Raw genomic sequence first — 26,153 nt, 5'->3', positions numbered from 1 at the left:
ATGCGCATTTCGACGAGGATCGCCGTGGCCATGCTGGCCCTTGCCCCGCTTTCGGCCTGCGGCGAATCCGCGCCCGAACAGGCAGAGGCGGAGGCGCCTACGGGCCCGGTGCTGGTTCTGAAGGAAACGGACGCGGCCCGCTGGACATCGGTCAGCGCGGAAGTTTCGACCGTTGACCAGGCGCAGGCCATTGCCCGGATACCCGGAATTCTCACCACGCTCTCCGTCGGAGAAGGCGATTATGTGAAGAAGGGGCAGGTGATCGGCCGCATCGTCGATAGCCAGCTCGGCTATCAGGGCAGCGCCTATGGCGCGCAGGCCGCAGCCGCCCAGGCGCAGGCCGTCGCCGCCCAGGCGGAATTGGACCGCGCTAAATATCTCCATGACAATGGCGTCTATTCCAAGGCGCGGCTGGAACAGGCGAGGGCCGCTGCCGAAGCGGCGCAGGCGCAGGTCCGTGCGGCCAAGGCGCAGCAGCAGGCAGTCGGCGCCGTTGCCGGGCAGGGTGCCGTCGTGGCCCCTGCGACGGGCCGCGTCCTGGCAGCGGATATTCCAGCCGGATCGGCTGTCGCGCCGGGCATGCCGATTGCCACCATAACATCCGGCCCGGTCGTGCTGCGGCTCGACCTGCCGGAATCCCTCGCGGAAGAGGTGAATGTCGGTTCTTCGGTGATCGCTGAAGGGATTGCCGGGCAGGATGGCTCGCTGCGTGGAACGATTACGCGGGTCTATCCCTCGGTCACCGCCGGGCAGGTGCGCGCCGATGCGCGGATCGCCGGGCTGGACAGCAAGCTTATCGGCAGGCGCGTTGCCGCGCGGGTGGAAAGCGGGGCACACAAGGCGCTGCTTGTTCCTGAAAATTACGTCACCACGCGATTTGGCGTGGATTACGTGTCCTTGCGCAGCGAGGACGGCCAGATCGCCACCGTGCCCGTCCAGACAGCCCCTTCGGGCGAGGAAGGCATGGTGGAAATCCTGTCCGGCGTGTCGGCGGGTGATACGATCGTCGCCACGGGATCCGGAGCCGAAGAATGAGCCTGGGCATATCGGGCAATCTGACGCGGGCGTCGATCAATTCGCCCCTGACGCCGCTCGCCCTGCTGGCGGCGATCCTTGTCGGCCTGCTGGCGACGATGACGATCCCGCGCGAGGAAGAACCGCAGATCAGCGTGCCGATGGTCGATATCCAGGTCGCCGCGCCCGGCCTTTCGGCCAGCGATGCGGTGGAACTGGTGGCCAAGCCGCTGGAGACGATCGTCAAGAGCATTGACGGGGTGGAGCATGTCTACACCCAGGCAGAAGATAATGGCGTGATGGTCACGGCGCGCTTCCTGGTCGGTTCCGACGCGGAAGACGCCGCAATTCGCGTGGACGAAAAGATCGCCGCGAATATCGACCGCATCCCGGTTGGCATTCCGCCGCCCATGGTGACGGTGCGCGGGATCAATGACGTGCCGATCGTGGTGCTGACGCTCAGCCCCAGGCCGGATGCGCACGGCAACTGGACCGATCAGTCGCTCTATCAGCTTGCTTCCCGTTTGCGGACGGAGATTGCCAAGGTCGACAATGTCGGCCTGACCTTCCTGGTCGGCGGTCAGGAACAGGCGATCCGTGTCGTGCCCGATCCGGCGAAGCTGGCAGCCCGGCAGGTGCCGCTTTCCAGCGTGATCGAGGCGACCAGCCAGGCCAATCGCGCCTTCCCGGTGGGAACAGTGCGCGAAGAGGGCGTGGCTGCCACGGTCATTGCCGGGGAATCCCTGCGCACGGCGGATGAGGTCGGCAGCCTGAAGGTCCGCTCCGTCAATGGGGGGCAGGTGCTGCTTCGTGATGTTGCCCGCGTGAGCGAGGAGCCCATGCAGGACCAGGCCCGTGCCTGGCGCTGGGCGAAACATGGCGCCGAAGGCGAAGAGGGCGGCACATGGGCGATGACACCCGCCGTCAGCCTGGCCGTTGCCAAGCGGGCCGGCGCCAATGCGGTCAATGTCTCGGATTCGATCGTGGAACGGGTCGAGGCGCTGCAGGGATCGCTGATCCCCGACACGGTCGAAGTCAGCGTCACCCGGAATTACGGCGAGACTGCGAACGAAAAAGCCAACGAGCTGCTGTTCCACCTCGCACTGGCGACCATTTCGATCGTCATATTGATCGGTTTCGCGATTGGCTGGCGGGAAGCGGGCGTGACGGCCATCGTCATCCCGACCACGATCCTGCTGACCATGTTCGCATCGAACATCATGGGCTTCACCATCAACCGCGTCAGCCTGTTCGCGCTGATCTTTTCAATCGGCATATTGGTGGACGATGCGATCGTCATGATAGAGAATATCGCCCGCCACTGGGCGATGAATGATGGCCGCAGCCGCCAGCAGGCCGCGATCGAGGCGGTGGCCGAAGTCGGCAACCCCACCATCGTCGCCACGCTGACCGTGGTGGCGGCGCTGCTGCCCATGCTGTTCGTGTCCGGCCTGATGGGCCCCTATATGGCGCCAATCCCGATCAACGCTTCCGCGGCGATGGTCTTTTCCTTCTTCGTGGCGGTAATCATCGCGCCCTGGCTGATGATCCGCTTCGCCCGCAAGACGCTGGCGCATGGCCATGGCGAGGATGAACATGGCGGGAAGCTGGGCGCGCTCTATGGGCGGGTCGCCTCCCGCGTCATCGCCACGCGCAAGGGAGCATGGCGTTTCCTGATCGGCGTTGGCATCGCCACGCTGATTGCCTGCTCCATGTTCTACTTCAAGGCGGTGACGGTGAAGCTGCTGCCCTTCGACAATAAGAGCGAAGTGCAGCTGGTGGTCGACATGCCCGAAGGCACCAGCCTGGAAGCGACTTCTGGCGTGCTGGAACGCGCGGCCGCCGTGGTTCGCTCCGTCCCCGAAGTGGAGGCGATGGAAGCCTATGCCGGCACATCCGCGCCGTTCAATTTCAACGGGCTGGTGCGGCATTATTTCCTGCGCGCCAAGCCGTGGATGGGCGATTTGATGGTGACACTGGCGGAAAAGGGGGAACGGTCCCGCTCCAGCCACGAAATCGCGGTGGATCTGCGGGAGAAACTGGCCGCGTTGCAATTGCCGGAAGGCAGTTCGATCAAGGTCGTGGAAACCCCGCCGGGCCCGCCCGTGCTGGCGACGCTGCTGGCCGAGATCTACGGCCCGGATGAGGCGACGCGCCGCGCAACCGCCGAACAGGTGGAGGCGATCTTCGAGGAAGTGCCCTTCATCGTCGATGTCGATAACAGCTTTGGCGAACCGTCGCCGCAATTGCGCCTGCTGCCCGATCGCGACCGGATCGACCATTACAACCTGTCCGAAAGGCAGGTCTTCGATTCCATCGGCGCCCTGCTGGGCGATACGGTGGTCGGCTATGCACCGCAGGACCAGGGCCGCGATCCGTTGCCGATCCAGCTTTCGCTCGACCAGTCGCAGCGCAGCTGGAGCCAGGCCCTGGGCGCAACGCCCGTGGCCGTGGCGCAGGGACCGGCCGGGCCGCAACTGATCCGGCTGGATCAGGTCGTCGATGCCAGCATGGGCGAAGGCGAACAGGCCATTTTCCGCCGCGATGGGCGCGGTGCGGCGATGGTGCAGGCCGAACTCGCCGGACGTTACGAAGCGCCGATCTACGGCATGTTGGCCGTGAACGAGGCGATCGACAATTTCGACTGGGCGGCGGCCGGGCTGCAAAAACCGGAAATCGCCCTGAATGGCCAGCCGCAGGACGAACAGCACACTACCCTGCTCTGGGATGGCGAATGGGAAATCACCTGGGTGACATTCCGCGACATGGGCGCTGCCTTCATGGTGGCCCTGCTGGCCATCTATGTGCTGGTTGTCGGGCAATTCCAGAATTTCAAATTGCCGCTGGTGATCCTGACCCCGATCCCGCTGACCCTGGTGGGCATCGTGCTGGGGCACATGCTGTTCGGCGCGCCCTTCACCGCCACCAGCATGATCGGTTTCATCGCCCTGGCGGGTATTATCGTGCGCAATTCCATCCTGCTGGTGGATTTCATCCGCCATGCGCGCACGCCTGAAAAATCGCTGCGCGACATCCTGCTGGAAGCCGGCATGATCCGTTTCAAGCCGATCGTGCTGACGGCGGCGGCGGCGATGATCGGCGCGGCGGTGATCCTGACCGATCCGATTTTCCAGGGCCTGGCCATTTCGCTGTTGTTCGGCCTTGCCAGCTCGACCTTGCTGACCGTGCTGGTCATCCCGGCTATCTATGTCGTCCTGCGCGATGACGAACGGCCGATGACGCTGGCCGGCGCAGGGAGGAGCGGAGATGAGTGACCAGACAATCGTCTGCCCGCATTGCCACGCGCTCAACCGCGTGCCGCAGGCGCGGCTGGGCCAGGGGCCCAATTGCGGGCGCTGCAAACAGGCGCTGTTCACGGGCAAGCCGGTGGCAGCCACTGGCGCGCTGCTGCAGAAACTCATCGGCAAGGGCACGCTGCCGGTGCTAGTAGATTTCTGGGCGCCGTGGTGCGGGCCGTGCCGGATGATGGCGCCTGCTTTCGAAGCGGCTGCCCGCGCGCTGGAACCGCATTTCGTGCTGGCCAAGCTGGATACGGAGGCGGAACAGGCCGCGGGGGCGCAATATCAGATCCGTTCCATCCCCACGCTCGCCCTGTTCCGCCAAGGGCGGGAACTGGCGCGCCAATCGGGTGCCATGCCGGAACGGGCGATCGTGGAATGGGCCCGCCGCGCTGCGGCGGGCTGAACGCTTCTATCGCCTGATCTTCGCGAAGACCGCGGCCCCGCCGCCACTATGTATCCGGGCAGTGCTGGCATCGGTGCGGCGTGCGGCTGTGCCGGCCAGGGCATCCAGCAGATCGCTGGCGGCGGTCAGCCTGTCCCGCGCCACCTGATAGAAGATCTGCTTGCCTTCGCGCCGTGTGGTGACCAGCCCGGCCTTGCGAAGCACGCTCAGCTGCTGGGACAGGCCCGGCTGCACGATGCCGGTCGCTTCCTCGATCTCGCCCACCGAAAGCTCGGTATCCTTGATTGCGCAGAGGATTTGCAGCCGCACGGAATGCGCCAGCGCACGCAGCATGTCGGCGCTGCCTTCAAAATCGCGCTGCATTGTTTCGGCGTTCATTCTCCGCCCTCATCCTTCACTGTCTTGAAGAACCAGTCGCTCGCCCCTTCCGGGCGGAGGACATCGGCCACGGTTTCACGCGGAGCGCGCAGCAGGTCACTGCCGGGCTGCCAGTCGGCTGGTGCCAGCACATCACCGTCGCTGACGCGCTGCAGCGCCTTCAACAGGCGGATCATCTCGGGGATCGAACGGCCGACATTGGCGGGATAGCAAGTCGTCGCCTGCAATTTGCCGTCGGGGTCAATGAAGCAGGTCGCGCGGATGCTGGATGCATCATGCGCTTCCGGCCCGATCATGCCGAATGCCCGGGCGATTTCCATTGTCGGATCTTCCACGATCGGAAAACCCACTTCGATCCCGGTCATGTCATAGATCATGCGGATCCAGGCCAGGTGCGAATAAAGGCTGTCGATCGAAACGCCGATCAGCGTGCAATCCCGCTCGGCAAACTTGTCCGCCGCCCGTGCCAGGGCCACGAACTCGCTGGTGCAGACAGGCGTGAAATCCGCCGGGTGCGAAAACAGGATCACCCATTTCCCGGCATAGTCGCCAAGATCCAGCGGGCCTTGCGTGCTCCGCGCCGTGAAATGCGGAACCTGATCGCCGATGCGCAGTGAATTGTCTTCCACGTGCCGTTCCATTCAATCTCCAAAACGCACCCTCTCGCATGGAGGCGGCCATTGACGCAATACGTTTACATGATTATTTACTCTCGTAAAGTGTCTATGAGTCTGGAGGTGAAGATGGCTGCTGCGGAAACGGGCGACAAGGCCCTGGCGAAAGCCGTCGCCACTGTGGAAGCGACCCTGCTCGGCAAGGTGCCCGCGCCCGTGGTGAAAAGCTTTTTTGACGAGGCGACATTTACCGCCACCCATGTGATCCACGATCCCGTGACGGACAAGGCGGCCATCGTGGATTCGGTGCTGGATTTTGACCCGGCTGCAGGGCGGATTTCCTATGAATCCGCCGATGAAGTCATCGCCTATGTCGAAGCGAAGGGGCTCAAGGTCGAATGGCTGCTGGAAACCCATGCCCATGCCGATCACCTTTCAGCCGCGCCTTATCTGCAGGACCGTGTCGGCGGCAGGATTGCCATTGGCCGGGAAATCACCCGCGTGCAGGACGTGTTCGGCAAATTGTTCAATGAAGGCACCGAATTCCAGCGTGACGGGTCCCAGTTCGATCGGCTTTTTGACGACGGGGACAGTTTCACAATTGGTGAAATAGAGGCTGTAGTTCTGCATGTTCCGGGCCACACACCTGCGGATCTTGCCTATGTGATCGGGGATGCGGTCTTCACCGGGGACACGATCTTCATGCCCGATTTCGGCACTGCCCGCGCCGATTTCCCCGGGGGCGATGCGCAGCAGCTTTACCATTCCATCCGCCGGTTGCTGTCCCTGCCGGGCAAGGCGCGCCTGTTCCTGTGCCATGATTACAAGGCGCCCGATCGCGATGAATATGTCTGGCAGACGACTGTCGCCGATGAACGGGCGAAGAACATCCATGTGCATGACGGTGTGAGCGAGGAAGAGTTCGTGTCCATGCGGACGGAGCGCGACGCGACATTGGGAATGCCGCGGCTGATCCTGCCTTCCGTGCAGGTCAATATGCGCGCGGGCCGGATGCCGCCGCCTGAGGACAATGGCACCCATTATCTGAAGATACCGCTCGACGCGATCTGATCGGTCGGGCTTTTGAGGAGCAAGATATGACCCCCAAGACCTTGTGCGACCAGATGGCCGTCTCCCCGCAATTGACGCCAGAAGGCGTCCTCGACGCGGCCCGACAGGGCTATCGTTCGATCATCAATAACCGCCCGGACGGCGAAGAGCCCGGTCAGCCGACATCGCATGAAATCGGTGCTGCGGCGCGTGCGGCGGGCATGGAATATGTCCATATCCCGATCGTGCCCGGCCAGTTGAGCGATGAGCAGATAGCCGCATTCGAAAAGGCGCTGAACACTTTGCCCAAGCCGGTCCTAGGTTATTGCAAGTCCGGGATGCGGGCCAGCACGCTATGGGCGCTGTGCCGCTGTGGTGAACTGGGTGCCGAAAAGGCGCTGCAGAGCGCAGCCGAAGCCGGATACGATCTTTCGCCGCTGCGCCCCAGGCTCGAAGCGCGGGCCGGGTAAGCGCCGGGCGCAATCTTCGTGCTCGAACCGCTGCAATATCTGCTGGGGGCATTCTCCGGCATGCTGGTCGGCTTTTCGCTGGGCCTGGTCGGCGGTGGCGGTTCGATCCTGGCGGTGCCGCTGATGGTCTATCTGGTCCGCGTGCCGGAACCGCATATCGCAATCGGCACATCTGCCCTGGCGGTGGCGGCCAATGCGGCAAGCGGCCTGTTCCAACATGCGCGGCAGTATAATGTCGTGTGGAAATGCGGCGGCATGTATGCGCTGGCCGGGATATTCGGGGCCCTTCTCGGCTCCACCGCGGGCAAGGCGGTTGATGGGCAGAAGCTGCTGTTTCTCTTTGCCCTGCTGATGATTGGCGTCGGCTTGCTGATGCTTCGCAACCGGAAAAATCCGGGCGATCCGGGTGCGCGGTGTCACAGGGAAAATGCCCCCAAGGTTCTCGGGTTCGGGCTTGGAACAGGCGCCGTTTCGGGATTTTTCGGCATTGGCGGGGGCTTCCTCATCGTGCCGGGCCTCGTCGCTTCTACCGGAATGCCGGTCTATCGCGCCGTGGGAACCAGCCTGGTGGCGGTCACCGCCTTCGGCCTCGCCACGGCGGCGAATTATGCCTGGTCCGGACTGGTCGACTGGCTTCTGGCCCTGGCCTTCATGGCCGGCGGCATTGGCGGGGGATTTTTCGGCAGCGCCATGGCGAAGCGCCTGTCCGGCACGGGCGGCGGCCTCAGCACGATATTCGCCCTGCTGATCTTTGCCGTCGCCGCCTACACACTCTGGCAAAGCGGGAGCGAATTTTGGTCGCAATAGAAAACAAGGAAGAACGCTGCCGGCAGATCGAAAAACTGATCGCTGGCGGAATGGGCGTGTGCGAAAGCTGCCGCGAGGTCGGAATTTCCGAAAAGACCTTCTATCGCTGGCGCAAGGCGCGGCGGGATGCCGCATCCGTGCGGTGAAAACCGGCGCATCACCATCCATCCGGTAAACTTCTCTCTCCGTCCCGCCCATACGCTTTCCTGTGCTGCATCCGCGAAGAAAGCCGGATAGTATCGCCATAGACCGAGCCCCGTTGCGGGGCATGCAGATTGGCGGCGCGCCCAGCGGGATGCGCCCCGGAAAAGGAGGCGTATGGCGCGCGGAATCAGGCTGGCGGGTGGATTGGCATTGGCAGGGGCCGGGCTGACCGCGGGATTATTCGCGGCCCAGGCCAGCCAGGATAGCGCGCAGGCAGCCACCCGGTCGGCGCCCGCTCCGCAACCCGGCCCGCTGCTGGTGGGAGCGGCCCCTTTTCATGACGATTTTTCCAGTTTCGACCGCAAGCGCTGGAGCATTTCCGATGGCTGGCGCGTGGGCAAATGGATGGCCAATGACTGGCGTCGGTCCCAATCCCGCTTCGATAACAGCCTGACGCTGACGATGGAGCCGAATCAGACAGATCTCGCCTCCTACTCTTCGGGCGAGGTGCAAAGCCGCGCAACCTATGGCCATGGCTATTACGAAGCCCGGATGAAGGCGGGCGGGGGATCGGGCAATGTCACCGGCTTTTTTACCTATACCGGCCCGCATTACGGGGATGAATGGGACGAGATCGACGTGGAGATCATCGGCCGTGCCCCGCGCGAGGTGATGTTCACCTATTTTCGCGACGGGAAGAAGGAATCCTACATCCACAAGCTGGATTACGATGCGACACAGGAAAGCCATGTCTATGGCTTCGACTGGCAGCCCGAATATATTCGCTGGTATGTCGATGGGGAACTGATCCACGAAGCCGATGGCTCGAAACTGCAATTGCCGATCCAGAAACAGAAAATCATGGTCTCCCTCTGGGGATCGGAAACGCAGACCGAATGGCTTGGCCCGCTGGATGACAGCGCCCTGCCCTCACGCGCCGTGTTCGATTGCATTGCCTATTCACGCGATTTTGCCAGCCGGCAGCCCTGCGAATAAGGCGACCCCGCGAATATAGCACTGGATACCGCCGGATGTTTTACGCATGGTGCGTGAATGCCGGCCGCCCGACGCCACATCCTGCTCTGGCTATGCTGCGCACTGTTCCTGCTGCCGGCAATCCTCATGCTTTCGGCGCAAAGCTGGCAAAGCGAAGCCGGGTCGCTGGCGCCGCTCGTCCTGTGTCTCGGCGGGTGGACGCTCTGGCAGGTCTGTAGAAACAACCGGGACGAAGCGCGGCCCGGCTCCCTTTCGATCTGGGCGGCCTGCATGGTGGCCATCGCCCTGGCCTATCTGTTCGCCAGCACGATAGAAATGGCCGCGCTGGCGGCCCTTGCGGCCTGGGCCGGCGGGACGATCACCTTCTATCTGTTTCTCGGGCCTGTCATGTTGCGGCGCTGCGCCTTTCCGCTGCTGTTCCTCGCCTTGGCAATTCCCGCGCCCTATGCCGTATCGGCCAGCGTGAATGGCTGGCTGCGCGGTTGGCTGTCCGTCTGGTCGGTCGACATGGCGCGGGCGCTTGGCCTCGATGCCGTGCTCGATCAGGGCAAGATCTATGTCGAACAATATGTGCTGGTGGTGGAAAATGCCTGCGCGGGGATGAGCTCCACGATCAGCCTGGTGGCAATTGGCCTGCTCTTCGCGTTCTGGATCCATGGTGGCGGCTGGATGCGAACCGCGGCGATGGCGGCGCTGGCTGTTCCGATCGCGATCCTTGCCAATGTGCTGCGCGTGGTGGTCCTGATTCTGCTCGTATCGGAACAGGGATCGCGCATCCTCGCCACCGGAATTCATCCATTGTCGGGCGTGCTCAGCTTCACGCTGGCGCTCGCCTTGCTGCTGCTGGCTTTCTGGATCGTGGACTTGCCGCGCAAGATCGGGGGGAGGGGAGTATCCCGAACCGCAGGGAACTGATCGCGGGCGGCGTGCTCGCCGGGATCGGTGCGGCCTGCCTGGCGCTGCGCCCTTCCGGGGTGCTGGCGCCGGATGCCCCGCCGCATGTCGCGCTGGAACTGCCCGCCGCCTTTGGCGCGTGGCGGGCCATTCCGCTGGACGAGGTTATCTTGTGGCCGGACGATACGCTTAGCCCGGCAATCTATCGCCAGATCGTCGCCCGGCGCTATTTACGAGAGGACGGGCTGGCGATCACGGCGGTGATCGCATTGGGCAGCGCGCAGAACTATCTGATGCAATTGCACCGGCCGGAAAGCTGCTATCCGGCGTCGGGCTTCTCGATCGAAAGCAATGAACCGGCCCCCGTGGCCCTGCCTGGGCTGGATCTGCCTGCACGTTCCATGCGCGCAAAACGCGGCGATCGGGAAGATGAGATCCTCTACTGGACGCGGATTGGCGATGCTTTCCCGCAGGATCTGTGGGGGCAGCGGTTGGCCATGGCCCGTAATGCCGTGTTCCGCAGCCCGCAAAATGGCGTGGTCGCGCGTTTTTCCATCACCAATCCGGCAGGCGGACAGGCGGCGGCGCAGCTGGAATCCTTCATCGTCGCCTTGTTCGGGGCGTTAGGAAGTTCGGGCCGGACAGTCCTGTTCGGAGACAGTGTCAGTTCCGGCTGATTGGCTTCAGAATTACGATGATATAGGCGCCGGTCGCTGCAAGCAGCGCGTAGGCCGCCCAGTCATAGCCTTCATTCCCCAGATAATTGCCCGCGGCACAGCCAAGGGCGGGGGGTAGATAGGCGATCACGCGGTCCTGCCGGGATGGCGGGGCGATCGAACGTTGCAGATAGAGAATGGCGAGGCCGCAGAAAATGAGAACGGATAACCAGTCGAACACAGTGCTCATGGTCAAACCATGATCGCGCATTGCTGTTCAGGCAATGGGAAAGCCGTCTGCACCGCCTTGATCGGTGCTATCGCCCTTGCGGCTTGCAGTGCGCCGGAACCGGAAGGGCAGGTGATCGCCCGGATCGGTGATGATGACATTACCATTCCCGAACTTGAACATGAAGCGCAGGGGCACGGCGTTCCTCTGGCCCAGGCCAGCCAGGCCGTGCGTTCGGAACTGCTGGACCGGCTGATCGCGCGCAGGATCCTGGCCGGGGAAGCGGTGAAGCGCGGGCTCGATCAGGACAAGGATCTCCATTTCGAACTGCGCAAATTGCGCGAACAATTGCTGGTCGAAGCGCTGCAGGACCGGATTGGCCGCGATTTTGCCGCGCCGTCCCGGGCACGATTGCGCGATTACATGGCCAGCCATCCCTGGCGCTTTGCGGAACAGTTCCAGCTGACCTTGCAACCGGCGGAAGGGGGAAGCGGTATTCCAGCGCGCCTTCTCGATACGCGGGAACTGGCGGAGGCGCCCGATCCGCAGCTTCGCAATGCCCGGCCCGGCATGGTGCTCGATCTGGGCGGGGCGCCGTGGCGCATCGTCAGGCGCGAAAGCGAAAATGAAACCGCGACTGAGATGGAGCGGCGCGCTGCAATGCTGATGAAAGAGGAATTTGTGCAACAGGAACTGCAGAACCTGCTCGATCAGGGGCGCGATCCGGAAAGAATCAAATATGGGGCTGGATATGGCCCTGCGAGCCGTTAAGCATCATTGTTAATGATGGGGCGTTTTCAAGAATGGGTCGGGAAGATCCGTGGCGGGCGGGGCGACAATGTCGTGATCGCGCCTTTCGTCTGGGCCGGTGCGGTCTGGGCTACCTTTGTTGCAGGCGTGCTGATCTGGCAGGCTGTTGAATATCAGGGGGTATTTGCCTGGATTGCGGAATTGCAGTTCCGCCATTTCGACCGTCTGTTCCCGGTCGCAACGGTGGTGTCGATCACTGCCCTTCTTTCCCTGCCTTTCATTGTCATCGTGGCGTATCGCTTGCGCCGTCGCCGCCAGTTGCTGGGACGGCCGAAACAGGATGAAAGGCTGCGGCGGGAGCGGAAGATCCGACTCCTGCTTGCCGTTCCGGCGGGCATTTCCGCTGTTCTGGCCGTGGTGCTTTTCTTCCTCGCATTGTCGATCGGGGGATTTTCCGAAAAGGCAGTAACCACGATTTCGCTGAGTTCCGAAGAAGAACCGCCCAATGGCATGGCCATCACGCGCGGCTGGCTGATGATGAACCGCAAGGGATTCTACACGGAAAAGGGCCTGTTCGGGGAACGGGAACTCATGGTGGTTCCCCTGGTGCAGGATGCGGAAACCAACCGTGTCCGCTATTTCGTGGAGATCAGCCCGTTCGAGGATCAGCAGGCGCAGTTCCGCACCGTGGAAGGATTGCTGCGGAAAAAGGCGCTGCCCGGCGGGCTGGGCACGCTTTACGAGAATTCCGGTTACGTAATCGAAAGACCTACGCACATATTGTATCGGTCGAGGGCTTCGGCACGTTGGCCCCTGCTCAGCGCGGCCGGGAACCTGGCATTCTTCGCTTTTCTGCTCGGGCTCGGCCTGGCGCTGCATCATTGGCATGTGCGCAGCATGAAACGCCAGCCCGTGAAAAAGCCGGTGCGGCGCCCGGAAGGGTTCTTTAACCAGTAGAATTAACCAGCGCTGCTAACCACTTAGCCTAACCAAACTTCCAAAGCGGGTGGAAACCACCTGGTCCCCATGATCGGGACCATGGCGGATCTCAGCAGCATCATGACGATCGGGGTGACGCTCAGCGGCGGATTGGCGTTGCTGAGTGCGGATTTTACGCCGCCCCCGGCGCAGATCCCCCAGCCAGAAGTGGCGCTTGCCTCTGTACAGGACAATCACGCCCGCCCCATCATTGCCCAGGCGGGTGAGGATGGGCGGAAATATCTGCCGGCCCGGATTAACGGCCGGCCTGTCCGGTTCCTGATCGATACGGCTGCCAGCCAGACGATGCTCAGTGCCGCTGATGCAGCCACGCTCGGCATCGTCACCAGCGGGAACGTATCCTTGCGGACCGTGGGTGGCACGGTCCAGGCGGCGCAAGCGAAAGCGGACAGCGTCATGATCGACGGTGTCGCATTGGAAGATGTGGAGATATGGATCGTGCCGGAGAATGGTCCGTCCCTGCTGGGAATGGACGTGCTGGACCGGCTCGAAGGGCGCTATCTGCGCCTGTAGAAGTGCCGTAGTCTCTCAGTCAGGCTGAATGCGCATAGGCGGTTTTCTGTGCCGCCTGACGCCGCAGCGCAATCCCCAGCGCCCCGATCCCCAGGATCATCAGCAGCCAGCTTGCCGGTTCGGGAACGGAGGGGACCACGCCATTATCCCCGCCGTCTGTTCCGCCATCGCCGTCACCCGGAGTTATCACGAAGCCGCCGACCGGGCTGGATATGGACGAATTGAACCCGGGAAAGCCGCCGCGGCCACCATTTCCGCCGCCAGCATTACCGGCGTCCGGGGTGTTCAGGCCACCGGGCACCAGCGCCGTTCCGGCATCGGCAAGCGTTACTGGGCCTGCGCCGCCGCCACCGCCCGTTCCATCCGGGGAGCCGGTGCCGGTCAGAGGGCCGGCTTGGCCTCCGCGGGCAGGAATGAGGCGTCGCGCACCGCGTTCGTCCACCGGGCCGCCACGTCCGGCGCCCCAGATCACGGGATAGCTGTAAACCCCGGCCTGATCGATTTCATCGGCGAATGCGAAAACCTGCCCATCGGCGAACAACATGCCGCGATGATCGACATCGAAGAAGGATGTCAGCAGGGTCAGCGCCCCAAGGCCGCCCAGCAAATAGGCGGAGAAGTTCTTCCCCGCGCCGCCCAGTTTGATGAATAAGGCTGTAACCTGGTTCATTGCACCCGCCCAATGGCTGCTTCGCGAATATTGGAGAAGCGGCCGAACATTTCCGGCACTCCTTCAACGTCAAACTGTCAATGTGTCAATACGAACCGCGGGCGGTGAGCACACATGGCACAGTTAGGAACATAATGCGCAGATTGTCTGAAACCCTGCATTTGCGCGCATAGACGACATCGAAGGCGACACGGCGCCGGTAATGCACGTCGTTCCGGCCGCTGATCTGCCACAGGCCGGTGATACCGGGGCGCACTGCGCAATAATAAATCAGATATTTGCCATAACGGCAGGCTTCCGCCTCCACGATGGGCCGCGGGCCGACCAGGCTCATTTCACCCAGCAGCACATTGAACAATTGCGGCAATTCATCGAGGCTGCTGCGGCGCAGGAAACGGCCAATGCCCACGATGCGCGGATCCACGCGCAATTTATGGTCCCGTTCCCATTCCGCGCGGGCGGCGGGATCGTTTTTCAGCAGGCTGGCCAGCCGTGCCTCTGCATCGGTCGCCATGGTCCGGAATTTGAGGCATTTGAACATGCGGCCATCACGGCCGATGCGCGATTGCCGGAACAGGATGGGCCCCGGATCGGCGACAAAAACGGCGATCGCTATCAGCAGCATGAGCGGGGCGAACAACAGGATGAGGGCAAGAGCCCCCACTATGTCGATCATGCGCCCTTCGATGGGATCGGCTGCGACATAGTCACGCCGACCGCGCGCCGAAGAGCGATCGCTGCAATCCATTGGCAGAGCCCGGTATTGCAAGAACGATCCCCCTATTTGCTGCGATGCACAATGGCAGTGGTGTATCAATCTTTCCTAGAGGATAGAAGACGGTTTTGAAGGCCAAACTCGGCCTTGTCCTGTATCGGCGCAGTTCATCGACAGGATGGTGCCGCTCATCGGCTAAATTTGGCCTGGCTGCCGTCGGGACGTGGAAAATTCGCGGTGAAATGTAAGCGGAAAAAACGAAAAAACGGCCACGGGCATTGTCTAATACCCGTGGCCGCCCTGTAATTGGATTCGAACCGAGCCGAAATTGCGGTCAGAAATCGTAACCGATACCGAACAGGATACGATTCTGGGTCAGTTCATATGAACCGGAACGATTGAAATGTTCCGCCCGCAGGCGCAGAGACCAGTGACGAGAGACATAGTATCGGGCCGAGCCGGAAATATTATACTCGTCATCGCTATCGGCCACGCCATCATATTCGAGCACGGAATAGCTGGCCTGCGCACGCAGGATCAGATTGCGGAGCAATTCGTGCTGGACGGAAAAATTCACATCCGTCCTCAGCAAGCCGCTGAAAAGGGGGTTTTCCGTGTCGTCGATCGAACGCCTTGCGCCGAACTGTATATTGGTCAGCTGGGTAGGGGCCCAGAAAAGATCGGCGGAAAAGGAAAAACCGTCAGTCGAGGCGAAGATCGCGGAATCGTAAGTCTGCTTGAGATAGCCGGCGCTCAGGTCCAGTTGCAGGATATCCGTCAGCTGGCGGGTATAGCCGGCGCGCACGGAATAACCGTCCGACGAACGATCTTCCAGCAGATTTGGCGGCAGGTTGGCATTGCCGTTGCCGGGATTCATGTAATCGCGCTGGTTATAGCTGCCTTCGATATAGAAGCCTTGCGCGAGGCTGGCCCCGTAAGTCAGCCGGCCACGGGCGGTGTAGGTTTCAAAATCCCGGAAATCAGCGTCATAGGTCACATTGTCGAAGACATAGGAGCCGCCATAATCCGTCCGGCGATACTGCCCTTCCACCGTGGCGATGATCGGGCCGAATTCCTGTTCGATCCCCGCATTGCCGCGCATGGTCGTGCGGTCGAGAGGCTGGGCGATGGTCCGGAAATCGTTTCTGTCCCCCGAACCGCCGGTATTGTGGATGATCGCGGCACCAATGAAGGGCCGCGTCCTTGTGCCCAGGCCGAAACGCCCGTCAAATACGGCCTCACCGCGAAACCGTTCGTCCACATTGCTGCGTGTATAGGTTTCCACCCCGCCAAGCAGGCGCAAGCGTAGCGAGCGGTCACTGCGTGTATCCCGCAGATCCACGCTGGGCACCACCGAAATGATGATGTCGTCCGTCTTGTTCGTTTCGGTCCCGAACAGATTGTCGACATATTCGCTTTCCACTTCGATGCCGGGATAGGCTTCGATACTGCCGATGCGGATCGGTTCGGCCGCATATTCGGGCCGGGGGCGATCATCGATCCGCGGCGATACGTCGCGCGACTGCGCGGCCGCGGGTGACGCTGTGCTTATCGCTATCCCTAACAGCGCCGCCTGCAAGGCAAGTGAATTGGCGGTTCGGCCGGGCCGCCGCGCAAATTTCTCAGTCTGCAATTTATCCCCCTTTGCACTCTATTTTAAGATGGTGCGCGACCCGGAAAGATCCTTCGGCAGCCTTGATGGCTGCGGGATTTAGTCCACGTAATAACCCCGGAACTTCTTCGTATAGGCGTAAACGTCACCGTCGCCGGTGCTCGCATATTTCTTGATATTGACCTGCGTCAGCGCCAGGCCGGTGATCTTGGCGTTGGCGTCCACAAGCATGTCCGACACGGCCTCCACTGCGCGCATGGATGTTTTCTTCCATTGGGTGACGAGCAGGACGCGGTCTGCCTCGGTCGCCAGGATGCGGCCTTCCGCAACGCCCAGGATCGGCGCTGTGTCGATGATGATGACATCGTAATGTTCGCGCAATTCATCGAACATGCGGCGGACATTGCCTTCGGTCAGCGGATTGCGGTGCCCTTCCTGGCCGGACTTGCTGCCCAGCAGGTGCAGCCCTGTTCGCGTATCGACATGCAGGCAATCATTCAGCGAGGCGGTGCCATCCAGATAATCGTAGATGTCAGTTTCGGATTCATATTCGAGCGCCCAGCTGGCGCCGCGCCGCCGCAGATCGGCGTCCACCAGCACGACCCGGATCCCGTCCGCCGCGGTGGTGCGTGACAGGCAGAGCGAAGTCGTGGTCTTGCCTTCGCCCGGCAGGGCGGAAGTGATCGCGATCACACGCGGCCGTGTCCCGGCCGAAAGAGTCAGGAAGGTGCGGATGGACCGGAACGCTTCCGCAAAGAGCGAATGCGGGTGGTTGCAGACATAATCATGCGGCGCTTCGAGCGGGGCGCGGCCCTTGATCGTGGATTTGAGCGAGGGGATCGCCCCGGCATAGCGCAGGCGCAGGCGCCGTTCGACATCACGCTTCGTCTGAACGCCACGGCGCAGATATTCGGCCAGCAGGATGGCGGAAAAGCCTGATACCAGCGCCAGGAACAGCCCGATCAGCACTGTCAGCGGATAATTGGGGCTGGCGGGCAACTGCGGGACAACCGCCTTGGCGGAAATCACCGCGTCGGGCAGGGCACTATCGCGCAGAGCCCCGGATTCCTGGGATCGTTGCAGGAATGACTGATAAATGGCCTGCGCGGCTTCCGCCTTCTGCTCCAGCTCGCTCAGCCCCGCCTGCGCCTGCCCGTTGCGCTGCAAGGCAGAAAGCGCCGCACCGCGGCTCCCTTCCAACGAGGCGACACGTGACTGGGCAGTCTGCACTTCGGCCTGCAGATTGGACAGAACGCGGTTGATCTCTTCCTGGATACGATCGCGTATATCGGCCAGTTCCTGCTCGGCCTGGCGGCGTTCCGGGTGAAGCGGGCCATAGCGTTCACGCAGGACGGCGAGTTCCGCGCTGACCCGCGCTTCCTGCTGGCGCAGGCTGCCGACCGTGCTCGATCCCAGGGCGGCGCCAACGTCGGCCCCGCCGCTTCCGCGCGACAGCTGGGATCTCGCCGCATTGTAGCGCCCGCGTTTTTCCGCGAGTTCCGCCCGCGCCGAGGCAAGCTGCGTGTTGAGATTGGATACTTCCATCTCGGCATTGGTCGAGCCATTGGCGCTGACCAGCCCCCGCGCGGCCCGATAATTATCGAGTGCGGCCTGGGCCGCAATGGCATTGGATTCGAGCTCTTCCAGGCGGGCATTGATGAATTCGCCCGACGATTCGCTGCGGGCAGTCTTCGCTTCGACCTGGCTCTGCAGATAGGCTTCGGCGATGAGATTGGCGGTGGTGGCGGCAAAGGCGGGGTCGGAGGATTCCGCGATTATGTCCACCACGCGGGTCTGTCCGGAGCGTGCCACGAAGGTTGCCCGGCTCATCGTGGCGGCCAGGCTTTCGATTTCTGCCGGCGTGAAACGGTCACCATCGGGCGAGGCGAAGCGATCAGCATAAAGCGCGGCTGCGCGTTCTGCGACCAGGCGCGAGGAAATCAGCCGGATCTCGGTATCCACCTCGTCCGCATTCACGATCCCGCTGGGGTCACCGGGTTCCGATGTCCGGACCGGATCCGACGATGGCTGGATCAGCAGGCTCGCCTGCGCGAGATATTGCGGCGTCTGGATGACCAGGAACAGGGCGGTAAGGCCCAGAACCACGCTGACCACGAGGAAGAATAGCAGGATATTGCGGCGAAAGACCTGCCACAGCAGCCCCGGATCGGGCAGAAGCGACAACGCATTGCTCTGCTGCGCCGCTTCGGCTTCACGGCTCTCCGCGGCGATTTCGCTGGTCTCGGTATTCGGCATCTAGCGAATTTTCCTCGGGTCTCTGGCTGGTTGCCCTGGATTTGAAGATGAAAAGCGGCGGCTCTGCGTTATGATTGCGAATGCGGCTACGGCAAGAAACGAAGGTCGACTTGTCACAGGCAGATACAGAGGGTCACGTGGTTACCACCTGATCTTTACCATAATCAGAATCGTTTCCGCGCATATAGACAGCTTGCCGCACTGCAAAGACGTAGACCACACCTCCTGCAACATCATGTGCGAAAAACGGACGATCATAGCGGCAGGCCGGTTGCCGATTAGGGCGATCGGACAGAAAATTGCCGAAAAAGGGGGGGCTGCGCGAACTGATTTGCCAGTTTGCAGGCTGGGGCCGCCCTATCGAACCGGGAATGGAGATTGGCGCGCCGCGTCGTGCAGGGATTCTTCCCAGAGCCTGATCTGATTTTCGTTCACCATGGCGGGGCGCATACTGTGGGCGCGCGCGCTTTCCGAAAGCTGCGCGTATTTTTCCGGCGAAAGCCAGAGTTCCCTGACGGCGCTGGCCCAATCATCAGCAGGCTGCCCGGCGTCGAGTATGATGCCACCGGGGCCGATTGCTTCGGGCAGGCCACCGCGGGAAGAGCCGATCACGGGGATGCCGCTGATCTGGGCTTCGGTCGCGACACGGCCATAGCCTTCTTCCCAGATACTCGGCACGAGCATGATGCGTGTCTGGCGGTAGATTTCGCGCATGTCGGAAACAGCCGGGGAATAGGTTACATTGCCCAGCTCTTCAAAACGGCGCGCCAGTGCCTGCCTGTGCGCCGGTTCGAGGGGCCAGCTATCGACGAACAGAAACGGTATTTCCGGACAGGCAGCCGCAACGGCGGCGGCGATTTCCAGCCCCTTGCGCGGGTCCGGATTGATGAAGGTGACGAAACTGCCGTCCGGTTCGACCCGGTATCTTTCCGGATCGACGAGCGGGTGGATCACGCGGGATTCGATATTGAACCGTGCGCGATAAGTGTCTGCCGTGAATTGCGAATTGGCCACGCCGGGAAGGGCCGACAGGCTTCCGAAATCTTCGTCCTCGTCCCTGAATTCCACGTCCTGAAGGGCGAGCAGAACCGGTACGCCGGCCTGGCGCAGCGCCTTTGCCATTCTGGTTGGCTTATGCGCCAGGACCAGCGCGACATCCGGCTTCGTCCGGTTCACCACTTCGGGCACGGCTTCCCAGGGGAACCATGCGCGCCAGGCCCTGTATCCCAGGGTCTTGTCGGAGACGGCTTTCTTTCCCGTCAGCCGGAACAGAACCCTGCTGCGCAGGCCGATCCAGCCGCCGCCCGCACATGCGGCCAGCAATTGCACGTCGTTTCCCCGGCCGGTCAGGCCGCGAATGATGCCGTCCGAGGTCCGCTGCGATCCGCCCATCATCTGCGGCAATGCCGGGCCGCCCGTCGCGACGAGTATCTTCATTGCCGCGCCAATGCCCCGCGCAACAGGGGCGGCTGCTTCGGCACTATCGACGATCGGCGGACTTGCGTGATCTTCAATCCGTTCACGCTCCCTGACGGATCCGTTCCAGGTCAAGCGGCGACAGCAGGAACCGCTGCTGCGTGTCCGGACCGGAAGGTCTGCTGGTATAGTCCGCCATGATGTCGACCGCGGCGCTTGGCCTGGTGGCAGCGGCAATTACCCCGCGCAGCAGGCCGTATTGGTTCTTTTCATCCAGAACGGCGCGATGGATCCATTTGCGGCGCGTGCTGTTGCGGTGTTTGCGCAGCGCGCTGGCTTGGCTTGGCGTAAGGCAGAGGCTGCCCAGCATGTGGTTCTGCGCGTCGAGCGAGGCCTTCAGTTCGCCGGTCCCATGGCGGGCGCTCAGTGAATTGTCCCGCAGCAGCGCGGCATAGCCGCATTGGCCGATGACCTTGAACCTGCCGCCTTTGGCCAGCGCCTGCGCGTAAAGCAGGAAATCTTCGCCGAGCCGGCAATTCTCGTCATATCGCAGATCATGCCGGTCGAGGAATTCCCGCCGGAGGACGGTTTTCAGAAAGCCCAGCTCCCCGCGCCAGCGGCCTTTCTGCGAGATATTGCCCAGCACGAATGTTTCGAATGACACGTCGCATGGGTGGCTGTGCGCGGCGGGATTGGCCTGGGCAACCGCCACCACGCCATCATCCGCGCCGTTCGCGACGAACAATATATTGTCTGCGCACAGATCCCAGTCCGGTTCGCGCAGCATGGCCTCGAACCGGCCGGGCAGGAAATAATCATCTGCATCGAGCACGGCGATATAGGGCGCCGTGCTTTCTTCCAGCGCGCGGTTACGCGCGGCCGACGGTCCCCGATTCCGGTCCTGCTGCAGGATCTTGAGCCGGGCATCCCCGCCGCCTGCATCCTGTGCGGCGCGCAATGTATCGTCACTCGACGCATCATCGACGACGACCACTTCCGTTACATGCGGAGAGGCGAGGGCGCTGGCGAGCGCGCGGCCTATCGTATCTGCGGCATTATAGGCCGCAATGATCACCGTGATGCTGGGGCCGGAGGGCATCAGTTTCAGACGAGTTTCCAATTGGTCAGCAAAGGGTGAAGGTATGAAGAGCGAGAATCAGTTCTAGTGGTCACGAAAAGGGCTTCATCCCCGGTGATGTTTACCCATTGGCCAACCTTGTGGCGGGCCGAAATCTCTGTCAACGCCCGCAGCGGGGGGCTTCCGTGAAAATCGGCTATATCGTCCATAATCTCAATGATCCTGCGGTGGAGCGGCGCTGCGTCATGCTCGAACGTGGCGGGGCGCATGTGCAGCTGGCGGGGTTCGCGCGGGACGATGTTCTGGCTCCCGCAGTGGCGAGGCGCCGCCCCATGTTGCTGGGCCGGTCGGCCGATGCGGCGATGGTGAACAGGGCGCTGGCAACCTTGCGCCAGGTTTTGTTGCCGTCCGATCTCAAGCGCTGGTTTGCCGATTGCGATGTCATCATGGCGCGCAATCTGGAACAACTGGCCATCGCCCGCGCCATGGTCGGCCAGCGGCCGCTTGTCTACGAATGCCTGGATATACACCGCCTGCTTGTCGGAACCGGGCTGGCGGCGAGAGCGGTGCAATCCGTGGAGGGGCGATTGCTGCCCCGTGCGGACTTGCTGATCACGTCTTCGCCAGCATTTCTGAGCAGGCATTTCGATCATCGCCCCCTGCGCGCGCCTTCCCTGCTGGTGGAAAACAAGCTGCTGGTGGAAGAAGGGAAAGCGCCGCCGCGCCGGCCCGCCGTCCCGGCCGTGCCGCTGACCATTGGCTGGTTCGGAATGCTCCGCTGCCGCACGACATTCGCCTTTCTGAAACAGCTGGCTATCGAAGGCGAGGGGCGCATCCAGGTGCTTGTCAGCGGCAAGCCCTCTCCTGCAGAATTCCCCGATTTTGAAAAGTCGGTGGGCGAAGTGCCGAATATGCGCTTCACCGGGCCCTATACATACGCCGACCTGCCGGAACTTTACGGACAATGCCATTTCGCCTGGACGATCGACTGGTTCGAAGAGGGGCTGAACAGCGCCATGCTCCTCCCCAATCGCCTCTATGAAGCGCTCGCTTTCGGCGCGATCCCCATTGCGCTGGCCGATATCGAAGTCGGGCGCTGGCTTACCCGGCATGATGCGGGTTTTCTGGTGTCGCAGCCGGAAGAAGCCCGCAGGGAATTGCTGGCGATGACGCCGGAAAGAATCGCCAGCTTGCAGGAACGGGCATTGGCCGTCGCGCCAGAAGATGTGCTGGCCGATGATCGGGATTGCAGGGCGCTTGTCGCCGCGATTGGCATGGCGGGCGGCAGGGCATGAGCATTCTGGCCGTAATCCCCTGCCTGAACGAGATAAACCATATCGGTGTTCTTCTGGACCAGTTTCTCGCCGATCCGGATATCGGTTTGCTGGTTGTGGCCGATGGCGGCAGTTCCGACGGTACACGGGAAATCGTGCAGCAGCGGGCGCAGGTGGAGGGTCGGTTGATCCTGCTGGACAATCCCGCACGCATACAGAGCGCGGGGATCAATCTGGCGGTCGCCCGGTATGGTCAGGGTTATGACTGGCTGCTGCGGATCGACGCGCATTGCCTATATCCCGGTGGCTATGCAGCCATGCTGGTCGCGGCGGCAGAAGAACACGGGGCGAGCGCCATTGCGGTGCCGATGGTCACCAGCGCGGCCAGCGGCTTTCAACTGGCGGCCGCAACGGCGCAGAACAGCGTCCTGGGCACCGGGGGATCGGCGCATCGCCATCTGGGCGGCGGGCGCTTTGTCGAACATGGCCATCACGCGTTGATCCGCATGGACATGTTTCGGGAATTGCTCGGCTATTGCGAAAACATGCCCTGTAACGAGGATGCGGAATTCGATTATCGCCAGACATCGGCCGGGGGGCGGATCTGGCTGGAGCCGAAAGCGGCCATCACCTATTTCCCGCGCAAGAGCCCCGGCGCACTCTGGCGCCAATATTACAGATATGGCCGCGGCCGGGCCCAGACTATCCAGCGCCACCGGATGAAGCCGCGTCTGCGGCAGATGGTGCCGCTGGCCGCGCCGCTGATCGTGGCGCTGCTGCCGCTGGGATTCGCGCACTGGATCTTCTCCATCCCGGCTTTTGCCTGGCTTGTTCTCTGCCTTGCCGGTGGGGCGCTGATCGGAATGCGAAACGGTGGCGGTTGGGCGATGCTGTCCGGCATCGCGGCCGCGATCATGCATTTGTCCTGGGGGTGCGGTTTCCTGGCGCAATGGTTCGGCGGATCGCACAGGATCGCCCCGAAGCTGGGCCTTTCCCGCTAGCCTGCCTGTGCCAGTTGCGGCGTCAGCGGCGCGAGCGATCGCTTGCACACCGCCGGAACGCCTGCATGGAGCGTGTTCGGCGCCAGCTTTCCGCGGACGATCGAACCGGCCGCCACAACGCAGCCGTCACCCACTTCGCAACCGGGCAGCAGCGTGGCCGCCGCGCCGATCCACGCATTCGACCCGACCGTGATCGATTCATAGACCACTGGCCCGGCACGCGGCGTATCCGGCATGACGGGATGAGTTGCCGTCAGGAAGCTGACGCGCGGCCCGACAAGCGTGTTCTCCCCGATTTCGATCCCGCCGCGCGCATCCAGAAGGCATTGCCGGTTGATATAGCTGCGCGCGCCGATGCTGATCCGTCCGGCCACGACGGATATTCCGGCTTCGACAAAGGCGCCGGGGTCGATGGTGGCGCCAGCGGCGCGGAGCAGGCGTAAACGCATGCTCGTGGTCATGATGTCCAGAGACTGGATTCCAAGAAGGAATCGCAACCAGTACGATCTGTTGTTTGGCACGCGCCCGCCCCTGACAGTGCGCCTGCAAAGCGCCTGTTCTTATTTTTTCGCGAACCCGCTGTGCTGATTGCCGCCAATTTCGCCAAAGGCAACAAAAATCGCGGAAGACCGCCATTTTTTGGGCCTTCAACCGGTCAGGAAAGGCGTGCCTTCAGTGCATCATCCCGCACCGCAATCATGTTGCCCATGCGGAAATGTTCGTCAGACCAGTCATATGGCTTGAATTCGACATGGTCGGGATAAAGCCGGCCTATGCTGTATCCTGCAGCTTCCAGCTTTTGCTGCACATCATGCAGCAGGCGGGATGATGGAATCCAGGTCATCCCGTATTCGAACTGGATCATCAGCGGCGCGTCGGGTCCGGCCAGCAATTCACTCGCCCCGTCCAGCACGGCGGCCTCGTGCCCTTCCACGTCGATCTTCAGAAAAGTGGGTGGCTGCATCCCGCCTTTCACCAGTTCGTCCACCGTCGAGACCGGGCAGATCACACGTTCCAGCTCGTCATGCTGGAAATACTCGCTCATCATCGGGGCGACGGAACTGGTTGTGTCCGCCTTGCGGTTCCACACCACTTCCACTTCCCCCGGTTCGTTCGACAGGCCCATCTCCTTCAGTTCGAACCAGTCGCCCCTGATCCTGGCCCGCAGCTGCGCGGCTACGGCGGGCACTATCTCGAAGCTCACTATCCTGGCCTGGGGCAGTATGCCGTGCGCTTCGATCGCATATTCGCCGTGATGCGCGCCGACATCCCAGATCACGGCATCCGCCGGAGCATGTTCGGCAAATGCTTTCAGCGCGAACGCTTCGCCATTGTCGTCAAATTCGTAATAGCCAGTGTTGTGATAGGCATTCAGGAACCGCATCGCCAGCCGCGAGGCATTGCGCAGAATGAAATTGCGACGGTTATTGGCGATGAAGGATTTGAGGAATTTTTCCATATTGCTCCTGCCCTTCCGCCCGTGTCAGGCCGATCTGGATTTCGATCCGGGTGGCCTGGCCGCCCCCATGGCGAGAATGGCGTAAACCATCAGTGCAGTTACGCTCATCCCCCGAAGCCGAAGCTTTCGAAGGGAATTTTGAAGGCGAAATAAACGAGCATGGCACTGGCGAAGACATATTCCGTCTTCGCGGTGAGCATGGTGCGGGTGATGAGGATGAGGGAATAGATACCCGCCACCAGCGCGTAAATGGCAAGGCCAACATAGCCCAGGGCAACGAGTATTTCGCGCTGTGTATTGTGGAAGTTGAACCCGGCGCGCCCGTTGATGCCCATCAGCCGCCAGAGATATTCGGCATCGAGATTGTGGTGCACCCAGAATGCGGAATAGCCCATGCCGAACCATGGGCGCTCCGCGATAAGACTGTCTGCCTTGCGCCACAGATCGGCCCTGCCGGTCAGGCCGGCATCCTTGCCGCTGCTTTCCAGCACCGCATCGAACAAAGGGGGCAGCCAGACATCCTGGAATATGGCGGCAAGTGCCATGGCGAGGATGGCGAGGAAGAACACGGCGACGCGCGCCTGCACGGGCAATCGGCGGGAAATGTTCCACAGGACCAGGCAGAAACTGGCGATGACCGCCGCAATCAGTGCCCCCGTCGCCTTGCTGGCCCAGAGCAGATAAAGCGAGAGCGGTATTGCGGCGAGACCGCAGAGCAACCAGGCAAAGGCGCGCCGCGGCAGCGACCATTGCGATATGGCGATACTGGACAGAAGGGCCATGCCCGCCACTTCGCCCATTGCGTTTTTCGAACCGAGCAGTCCGGCGAAGGCAATACCGCCCTGTCCGGCGCCGCCCCAGCCGACCCAGCGGCCACCGAGCAGGCACATGATTGAAAACAGGAACAAGGCGGCAAATGTGCCCTTCAGCAGCGATGCTGGCTTGATACCGGCGCCCATCATCACCGCCGCGATGGTCGAAATCAGGAACAGCGTTCCATAACGGAGAGTAGCCTCCGGCTGCAGCGACCACATGACCGATGCCAGCGCCACCAGCGGGAGAAGGATCAGCGCCCAGGATGCCTTGAGCACGGCGGGCAATGCCTGCCACCGGACCACGCAGAACAATCCGACGCAGCCAGCAACGGTAAGCACCGAAAGCGGCCCGATCATCAGATTGAGCAGCAGGCCCATCAGCAGCACGAAAGGAAACGCCATTTCGAACAGATCGATGGCGGCATCCTTCGTGAAGGCGTCCAGCGGAAGCTTGCGGCCGGCCCCGGCTTCGCGTGCCAAGGCGGCATTGCCTTTCCCATGGGGCTGCGAAACGAAAGGTTCGGAGGTCACGAAGCTGAGCTGTCTCGCCTGTGGCTGGATGCAGGAACTGCTGATACGTGGAGCAGCTCGGGCATTCAATGCTGCAATATGGCAATATGACGCACAATGGGTGCGTT

At 62.2% G+C, this 26,153-nt stretch carries 27 protein-coding genes; 15 read left to right on the top strand and 12 right to left on the bottom strand.

All coding sequences use genetic code 11. The features are described 5' to 3' along the window. From WYH_RS08775 to trxC, 3 genes are read left to right on the top strand one after another with little or no spacing between them, the layout of a single operon-like run. Positions 1 to 1,035 (top strand): efflux RND transporter periplasmic adaptor subunit, encoded by a 1,035-nt coding sequence (locus WYH_RS08775; protein WP_046904992.1) that lies wholly within the window; start codon positions 1 to 3, stop codon positions 1,033 to 1,035. Beyond that, positions 1,032 to 4,289 (top strand): efflux RND transporter permease subunit, encoded by a 3,258-nt coding sequence (locus WYH_RS08770; protein WP_046903531.1) that lies wholly within the window; start codon positions 1,032 to 1,034, stop codon positions 4,287 to 4,289. The genes WYH_RS08775 and WYH_RS08770 overlap by 4 nt, the downstream gene beginning before the upstream one ends. Beyond that, positions 4,282 to 4,719: a thioredoxin TrxC gene (trxC, locus tag WYH_RS08765; protein WP_046903530.1), complete on the top strand. Its 438-nt coding sequence runs from the start codon at positions 4,282 to 4,284 to the stop codon at positions 4,717 to 4,719. Before WYH_RS08770 ends, trxC begins: the two co-directional genes overlap by 8 nt. A 6-nt stretch (positions 4,720 to 4,725) precedes the next feature. Here trxC and WYH_RS08760 read toward each other — a convergent pair whose 3' ends face one another. Next, positions 4,726 to 5,097 (bottom strand): ArsR/SmtB family transcription factor, encoded by a 372-nt coding sequence (locus WYH_RS08760; protein ID WP_046903529.1) that lies wholly within the window; start codon positions 5,095 to 5,097, stop codon positions 4,726 to 4,728. After that, positions 5,094 to 5,738: a peroxiredoxin gene (locus WYH_RS08755; protein WP_046903528.1), complete on the bottom strand. Its 645-nt coding sequence runs from the start codon at positions 5,736 to 5,738 to the stop codon at positions 5,094 to 5,096. Before WYH_RS08755 ends, WYH_RS08760 begins: the two co-directional genes overlap by 4 nt. Before the next feature lie 102 nt (positions 5,739 to 5,840). Between WYH_RS08755 and WYH_RS08750 the strand changes: the two genes are divergently transcribed. The 7 genes from WYH_RS08750 to WYH_RS08725 all read left to right on the top strand — a co-directional run bounded on the left by WYH_RS08750 (position 5,841) and on the right by WYH_RS08725 (position 10,749). Further along, complete coding sequence (locus tag WYH_RS08750; RefSeq protein WP_046904991.1) at positions 5,841 to 6,782, top strand: MBL fold metallo-hydrolase; 942 nt, start codon at positions 5,841 to 5,843, stop codon at positions 6,780 to 6,782. Positions 6,783 to 6,808: 26 nt separating this feature from the next. Further along, on the top strand, positions 6,809 to 7,231 hold the full coding sequence (locus WYH_RS08745) for a protein tyrosine phosphatase family protein (RefSeq protein ID WP_046903527.1): 423 nt from the start codon (positions 6,809 to 6,811) through the stop codon (positions 7,229 to 7,231). A gap of 60 nt (positions 7,232 to 7,291) precedes the next feature. Beyond that, complete coding sequence (locus WYH_RS08740) at positions 7,292 to 8,038, top strand: sulfite exporter TauE/SafE family protein (RefSeq protein ID WP_046904990.1); 747 nt, start codon at positions 7,292 to 7,294, stop codon at positions 8,036 to 8,038. After that, positions 8,026 to 8,184, top strand: a complete 159-nt coding sequence (locus WYH_RS16830) for a helix-turn-helix domain-containing protein (protein ID WP_156320107.1) — start codon at positions 8,026 to 8,028, stop codon at positions 8,182 to 8,184. Before WYH_RS08740 ends, WYH_RS16830 begins: the two co-directional genes overlap by 13 nt. A gap of 172 nt (positions 8,185 to 8,356) precedes the next feature. Continuing rightward, the gene (locus WYH_RS08735; RefSeq protein ID WP_053833485.1) at positions 8,357 to 9,178 is read left to right on the top strand and encodes a family 16 glycosylhydrolase; all 822 of its coding nucleotides are present in this window, start codon (positions 8,357 to 8,359) and stop codon (positions 9,176 to 9,178) included. Positions 9,179 to 9,235: 57 nt separating this feature from the next. After that, a complete protein-coding gene (locus WYH_RS08730; protein WP_053833484.1) occupies positions 9,236 to 10,093 on the top strand; it encodes an exosortase/archaeosortase family protein in 858 nt (285 codons plus the stop codon). A gap of 11 nt (positions 10,094 to 10,104) precedes the next feature. Further along, entirely contained in the window at positions 10,105 to 10,749 is a 645-nt protein-coding gene (locus WYH_RS08725; RefSeq protein WP_053833483.1) for an exosortase C-terminal domain/associated protein EpsI, read from the top strand. On the opposite strand, the gene WYH_RS08720 is transcribed toward WYH_RS08725, so the two are convergent. Then, a complete protein-coding gene (locus WYH_RS08720; RefSeq protein WP_046904987.1) occupies positions 10,736 to 10,978 on the bottom strand; it encodes an XrtV sorting system accessory protein in 243 nt (80 codons plus the stop codon). The two genes, WYH_RS08725 and WYH_RS08720, sit on opposite strands and share 14 nt — an antisense overlap. 9 nt (positions 10,979 to 10,987) lie before the next feature. Here WYH_RS08720 and WYH_RS08715 point away from each other — a divergent pair, with 9 nt between their 5' ends. The 3 genes from WYH_RS08715 (at position 10,988) to WYH_RS08705 (ending at position 13,219) form a co-directional block, all read left to right on the top strand. Beyond that, positions 10,988 to 11,728 carry a hypothetical protein gene (locus WYH_RS08715; protein ID WP_053833482.1) on the top strand — a complete coding sequence of 247 codons (741 nt, stop codon included), beginning with the start codon at positions 10,988 to 10,990 and terminating at the stop codon, positions 11,726 to 11,728. A gap of 15 nt (positions 11,729 to 11,743) precedes the next feature. Further along, complete coding sequence (locus WYH_RS08710; RefSeq protein ID WP_156320106.1) at positions 11,744 to 12,664, top strand: hypothetical protein; 921 nt, start codon at positions 11,744 to 11,746, stop codon at positions 12,662 to 12,664. 69 nt (positions 12,665 to 12,733) lie between these two features. Next, positions 12,734 to 13,219, top strand: a complete 486-nt coding sequence (locus tag WYH_RS08705) for a retropepsin-like aspartic protease family protein (RefSeq protein ID WP_053833481.1) — start codon at positions 12,734 to 12,736, stop codon at positions 13,217 to 13,219. Positions 13,220 to 13,238: 19 nt separating this feature from the next. On the opposite strand, the gene WYH_RS08700 is transcribed toward WYH_RS08705, so the two are convergent. From WYH_RS08700 to WYH_RS08675, 6 genes are all read right to left on the bottom strand, one after another. Next, positions 13,239 to 13,889: a PEPxxWA-CTERM sorting domain-containing protein gene (locus tag WYH_RS08700; protein ID WP_046903524.1), complete on the bottom strand. Its 651-nt coding sequence runs from the start codon at positions 13,887 to 13,889 to the stop codon at positions 13,239 to 13,241. A gap of 85 nt (positions 13,890 to 13,974) precedes the next feature. After that, the gene (locus WYH_RS08695) at positions 13,975 to 14,658 is read right to left on the bottom strand and encodes a sugar transferase (protein WP_244877898.1); all 684 of its coding nucleotides are present in this window, start codon (positions 14,656 to 14,658) and stop codon (positions 13,975 to 13,977) included. Between the two features lie 280 nt (positions 14,659 to 14,938). Beyond that, positions 14,939 to 16,237 carry an outer membrane beta-barrel protein gene (locus tag WYH_RS08690; RefSeq protein WP_053833480.1) on the bottom strand — a complete coding sequence of 433 codons (1,299 nt, stop codon included), beginning with the start codon at positions 16,235 to 16,237 and terminating at the stop codon, positions 14,939 to 14,941. Positions 16,238 to 16,315: 78 nt separating this feature from the next. Continuing rightward, on the bottom strand, positions 16,316 to 18,472 hold the full coding sequence (locus WYH_RS08685; RefSeq protein WP_053833479.1) for a GumC family protein: 2,157 nt from the start codon (positions 18,470 to 18,472) through the stop codon (positions 16,316 to 16,318). Positions 18,473 to 18,829: 357 nt separating this feature from the next. Further along, positions 18,830 to 20,023, bottom strand: a complete 1,194-nt coding sequence (locus WYH_RS08680; protein ID WP_169780745.1) for a glycosyltransferase — start codon at positions 20,021 to 20,023, stop codon at positions 18,830 to 18,832. Continuing rightward, positions 19,992 to 20,987, bottom strand: coding sequence for a glycosyltransferase family 2 protein (locus WYH_RS08675; protein ID WP_046903521.1), 996 nt, complete (start codon positions 20,985 to 20,987; stop codon positions 19,992 to 19,994). Before WYH_RS08675 ends, WYH_RS08680 begins: the two co-directional genes overlap by 32 nt. Before the next feature lie 164 nt (positions 20,988 to 21,151). Here WYH_RS08675 and WYH_RS08670 point away from each other — a divergent pair, with 164 nt between their 5' ends. Both WYH_RS08670 and WYH_RS08665 read left to right on the top strand, forming a co-directional pair. Then, positions 21,152 to 22,261, top strand: coding sequence for a glycosyltransferase family protein (locus tag WYH_RS08670; RefSeq protein WP_046903520.1), 1,110 nt, complete (start codon positions 21,152 to 21,154; stop codon positions 22,259 to 22,261). Beyond that, positions 22,258 to 23,241: a glycosyltransferase family 2 protein gene (locus WYH_RS08665; protein ID WP_046903519.1), complete on the top strand. Its 984-nt coding sequence runs from the start codon at positions 22,258 to 22,260 to the stop codon at positions 23,239 to 23,241. The genes WYH_RS08670 and WYH_RS08665 overlap by 4 nt, the downstream gene beginning before the upstream one ends. Here WYH_RS08665 and WYH_RS08660 read toward each other — a convergent pair. From WYH_RS08660 to WYH_RS08650, 3 genes are all read right to left on the bottom strand, one after another. Further along, the gene (locus WYH_RS08660) at positions 23,238 to 23,690 is read right to left on the bottom strand and encodes an acyltransferase (RefSeq protein ID WP_169780743.1); all 453 of its coding nucleotides are present in this window, start codon (positions 23,688 to 23,690) and stop codon (positions 23,238 to 23,240) included. The genes WYH_RS08665 and WYH_RS08660 overlap by 4 nt on opposite strands. A gap of 206 nt (positions 23,691 to 23,896) precedes the next feature. Next, complete coding sequence (locus WYH_RS08655; RefSeq protein WP_046903517.1) at positions 23,897 to 24,700, bottom strand: FkbM family methyltransferase; 804 nt, start codon at positions 24,698 to 24,700, stop codon at positions 23,897 to 23,899. A gap of 104 nt (positions 24,701 to 24,804) precedes the next feature. Further along, positions 24,805 to 26,046, bottom strand: a complete 1,242-nt coding sequence (locus WYH_RS08650; protein WP_053833477.1) for an O-antigen ligase family protein — start codon at positions 26,044 to 26,046, stop codon at positions 24,805 to 24,807. Between the last annotated feature and the right edge of the window lie 107 nt (positions 26,047 to 26,153).

The sequence above is a fragment of the Croceibacterium atlanticum genome (assembly GCF_001008165.2).
GTDB classification, from domain to species: domain Bacteria; phylum Pseudomonadota; class Alphaproteobacteria; order Sphingomonadales; family Sphingomonadaceae; genus Croceibacterium_C; species Croceibacterium_C atlanticum.
The sequence above is the reverse complement of the archived record's forward strand: the minus strand, read 5'-3'. Positions and strand labels throughout refer to the sequence as shown.

Bases quoted from the DNA above. Each gene is read 5' to 3' on its own strand.
- WYH_RS08775 (WP_046904992.1), top strand. From the start codon at position 1: ATGCGCATTTCGACGAGGATCGCCGTGGCCATGCTGGCCCTTGCCCCG.
- WYH_RS08770 (WP_046903531.1), top strand. From the start codon at position 1,032: ATGAGCCTGGGCATATCGGGCAATCTGACGCGGGCGTCGATCAATTCG.
- trxC (WP_046903530.1), top strand. From the start codon at position 4,282: ATGAGTGACCAGACAATCGTCTGCCCGCATTGCCACGCGCTCAACCGC.
- WYH_RS08760 (WP_046903529.1), bottom strand. From the start codon at position 5,097: ATGAACGCCGAAACAATGCAGCGCGATTTTGAAGGCAGCGCCGACATG.
- WYH_RS08755 (WP_046903528.1), bottom strand. From the start codon at position 5,738: ATGGAACGGCACGTGGAAGACAATTCACTGCGCATCGGCGATCAGGTT.
- WYH_RS08750 (WP_046904991.1), top strand. From the start codon at position 5,841: ATGGCTGCTGCGGAAACGGGCGACAAGGCCCTGGCGAAAGCCGTCGCC.
- WYH_RS08745 (WP_046903527.1), top strand. From the start codon at position 6,809: ATGACCCCCAAGACCTTGTGCGACCAGATGGCCGTCTCCCCGCAATTG.
- WYH_RS08740 (WP_046904990.1), top strand. From the start codon at position 7,292: ATGCTGGTCGGCTTTTCGCTGGGCCTGGTCGGCGGTGGCGGTTCGATC.
- WYH_RS08735 (WP_053833485.1), top strand. From the start codon at position 8,357: ATGGCGCGCGGAATCAGGCTGGCGGGTGGATTGGCATTGGCAGGGGCC.
- WYH_RS08730 (WP_053833484.1), top strand. From the start codon at position 9,236: ATGCCGGCCGCCCGACGCCACATCCTGCTCTGGCTATGCTGCGCACTG.
- WYH_RS08720 (WP_046904987.1), bottom strand. From the start codon at position 10,978: ATGAGCACTGTGTTCGACTGGTTATCCGTTCTCATTTTCTGCGGCCTC.
- WYH_RS08715 (WP_053833482.1), top strand. From the start codon at position 10,988: ATGATCGCGCATTGCTGTTCAGGCAATGGGAAAGCCGTCTGCACCGCC.
- WYH_RS08710 (WP_156320106.1), top strand. From the start codon at position 11,744: ATGGGGCGTTTTCAAGAATGGGTCGGGAAGATCCGTGGCGGGCGGGGC.
- WYH_RS08705 (WP_053833481.1), top strand. From the start codon at position 12,734: ATGATCGGGACCATGGCGGATCTCAGCAGCATCATGACGATCGGGGTG.
- WYH_RS08700 (WP_046903524.1), bottom strand. From the start codon at position 13,889: ATGAACCAGGTTACAGCCTTATTCATCAAACTGGGCGGCGCGGGGAAG.
- WYH_RS08685 (WP_053833479.1), bottom strand. From the start codon at position 18,472: ATGCCGAATACCGAGACCAGCGAAATCGCCGCGGAGAGCCGTGAAGCC.
- WYH_RS08675 (WP_046903521.1), bottom strand. From the start codon at position 20,987: ATGCCCTCCGGCCCCAGCATCACGGTGATCATTGCGGCCTATAATGCC.
- WYH_RS08665 (WP_046903519.1), top strand. From the start codon at position 22,258: ATGAGCATTCTGGCCGTAATCCCCTGCCTGAACGAGATAAACCATATC.
- WYH_RS08660 (WP_169780743.1), bottom strand. From the start codon at position 23,690: ATGCGTTTACGCCTGCTCCGCGCCGCTGGCGCCACCATCGACCCCGGC.
- WYH_RS08655 (WP_046903517.1), bottom strand. From the start codon at position 24,700: ATGGAAAAATTCCTCAAATCCTTCATCGCCAATAACCGTCGCAATTTC.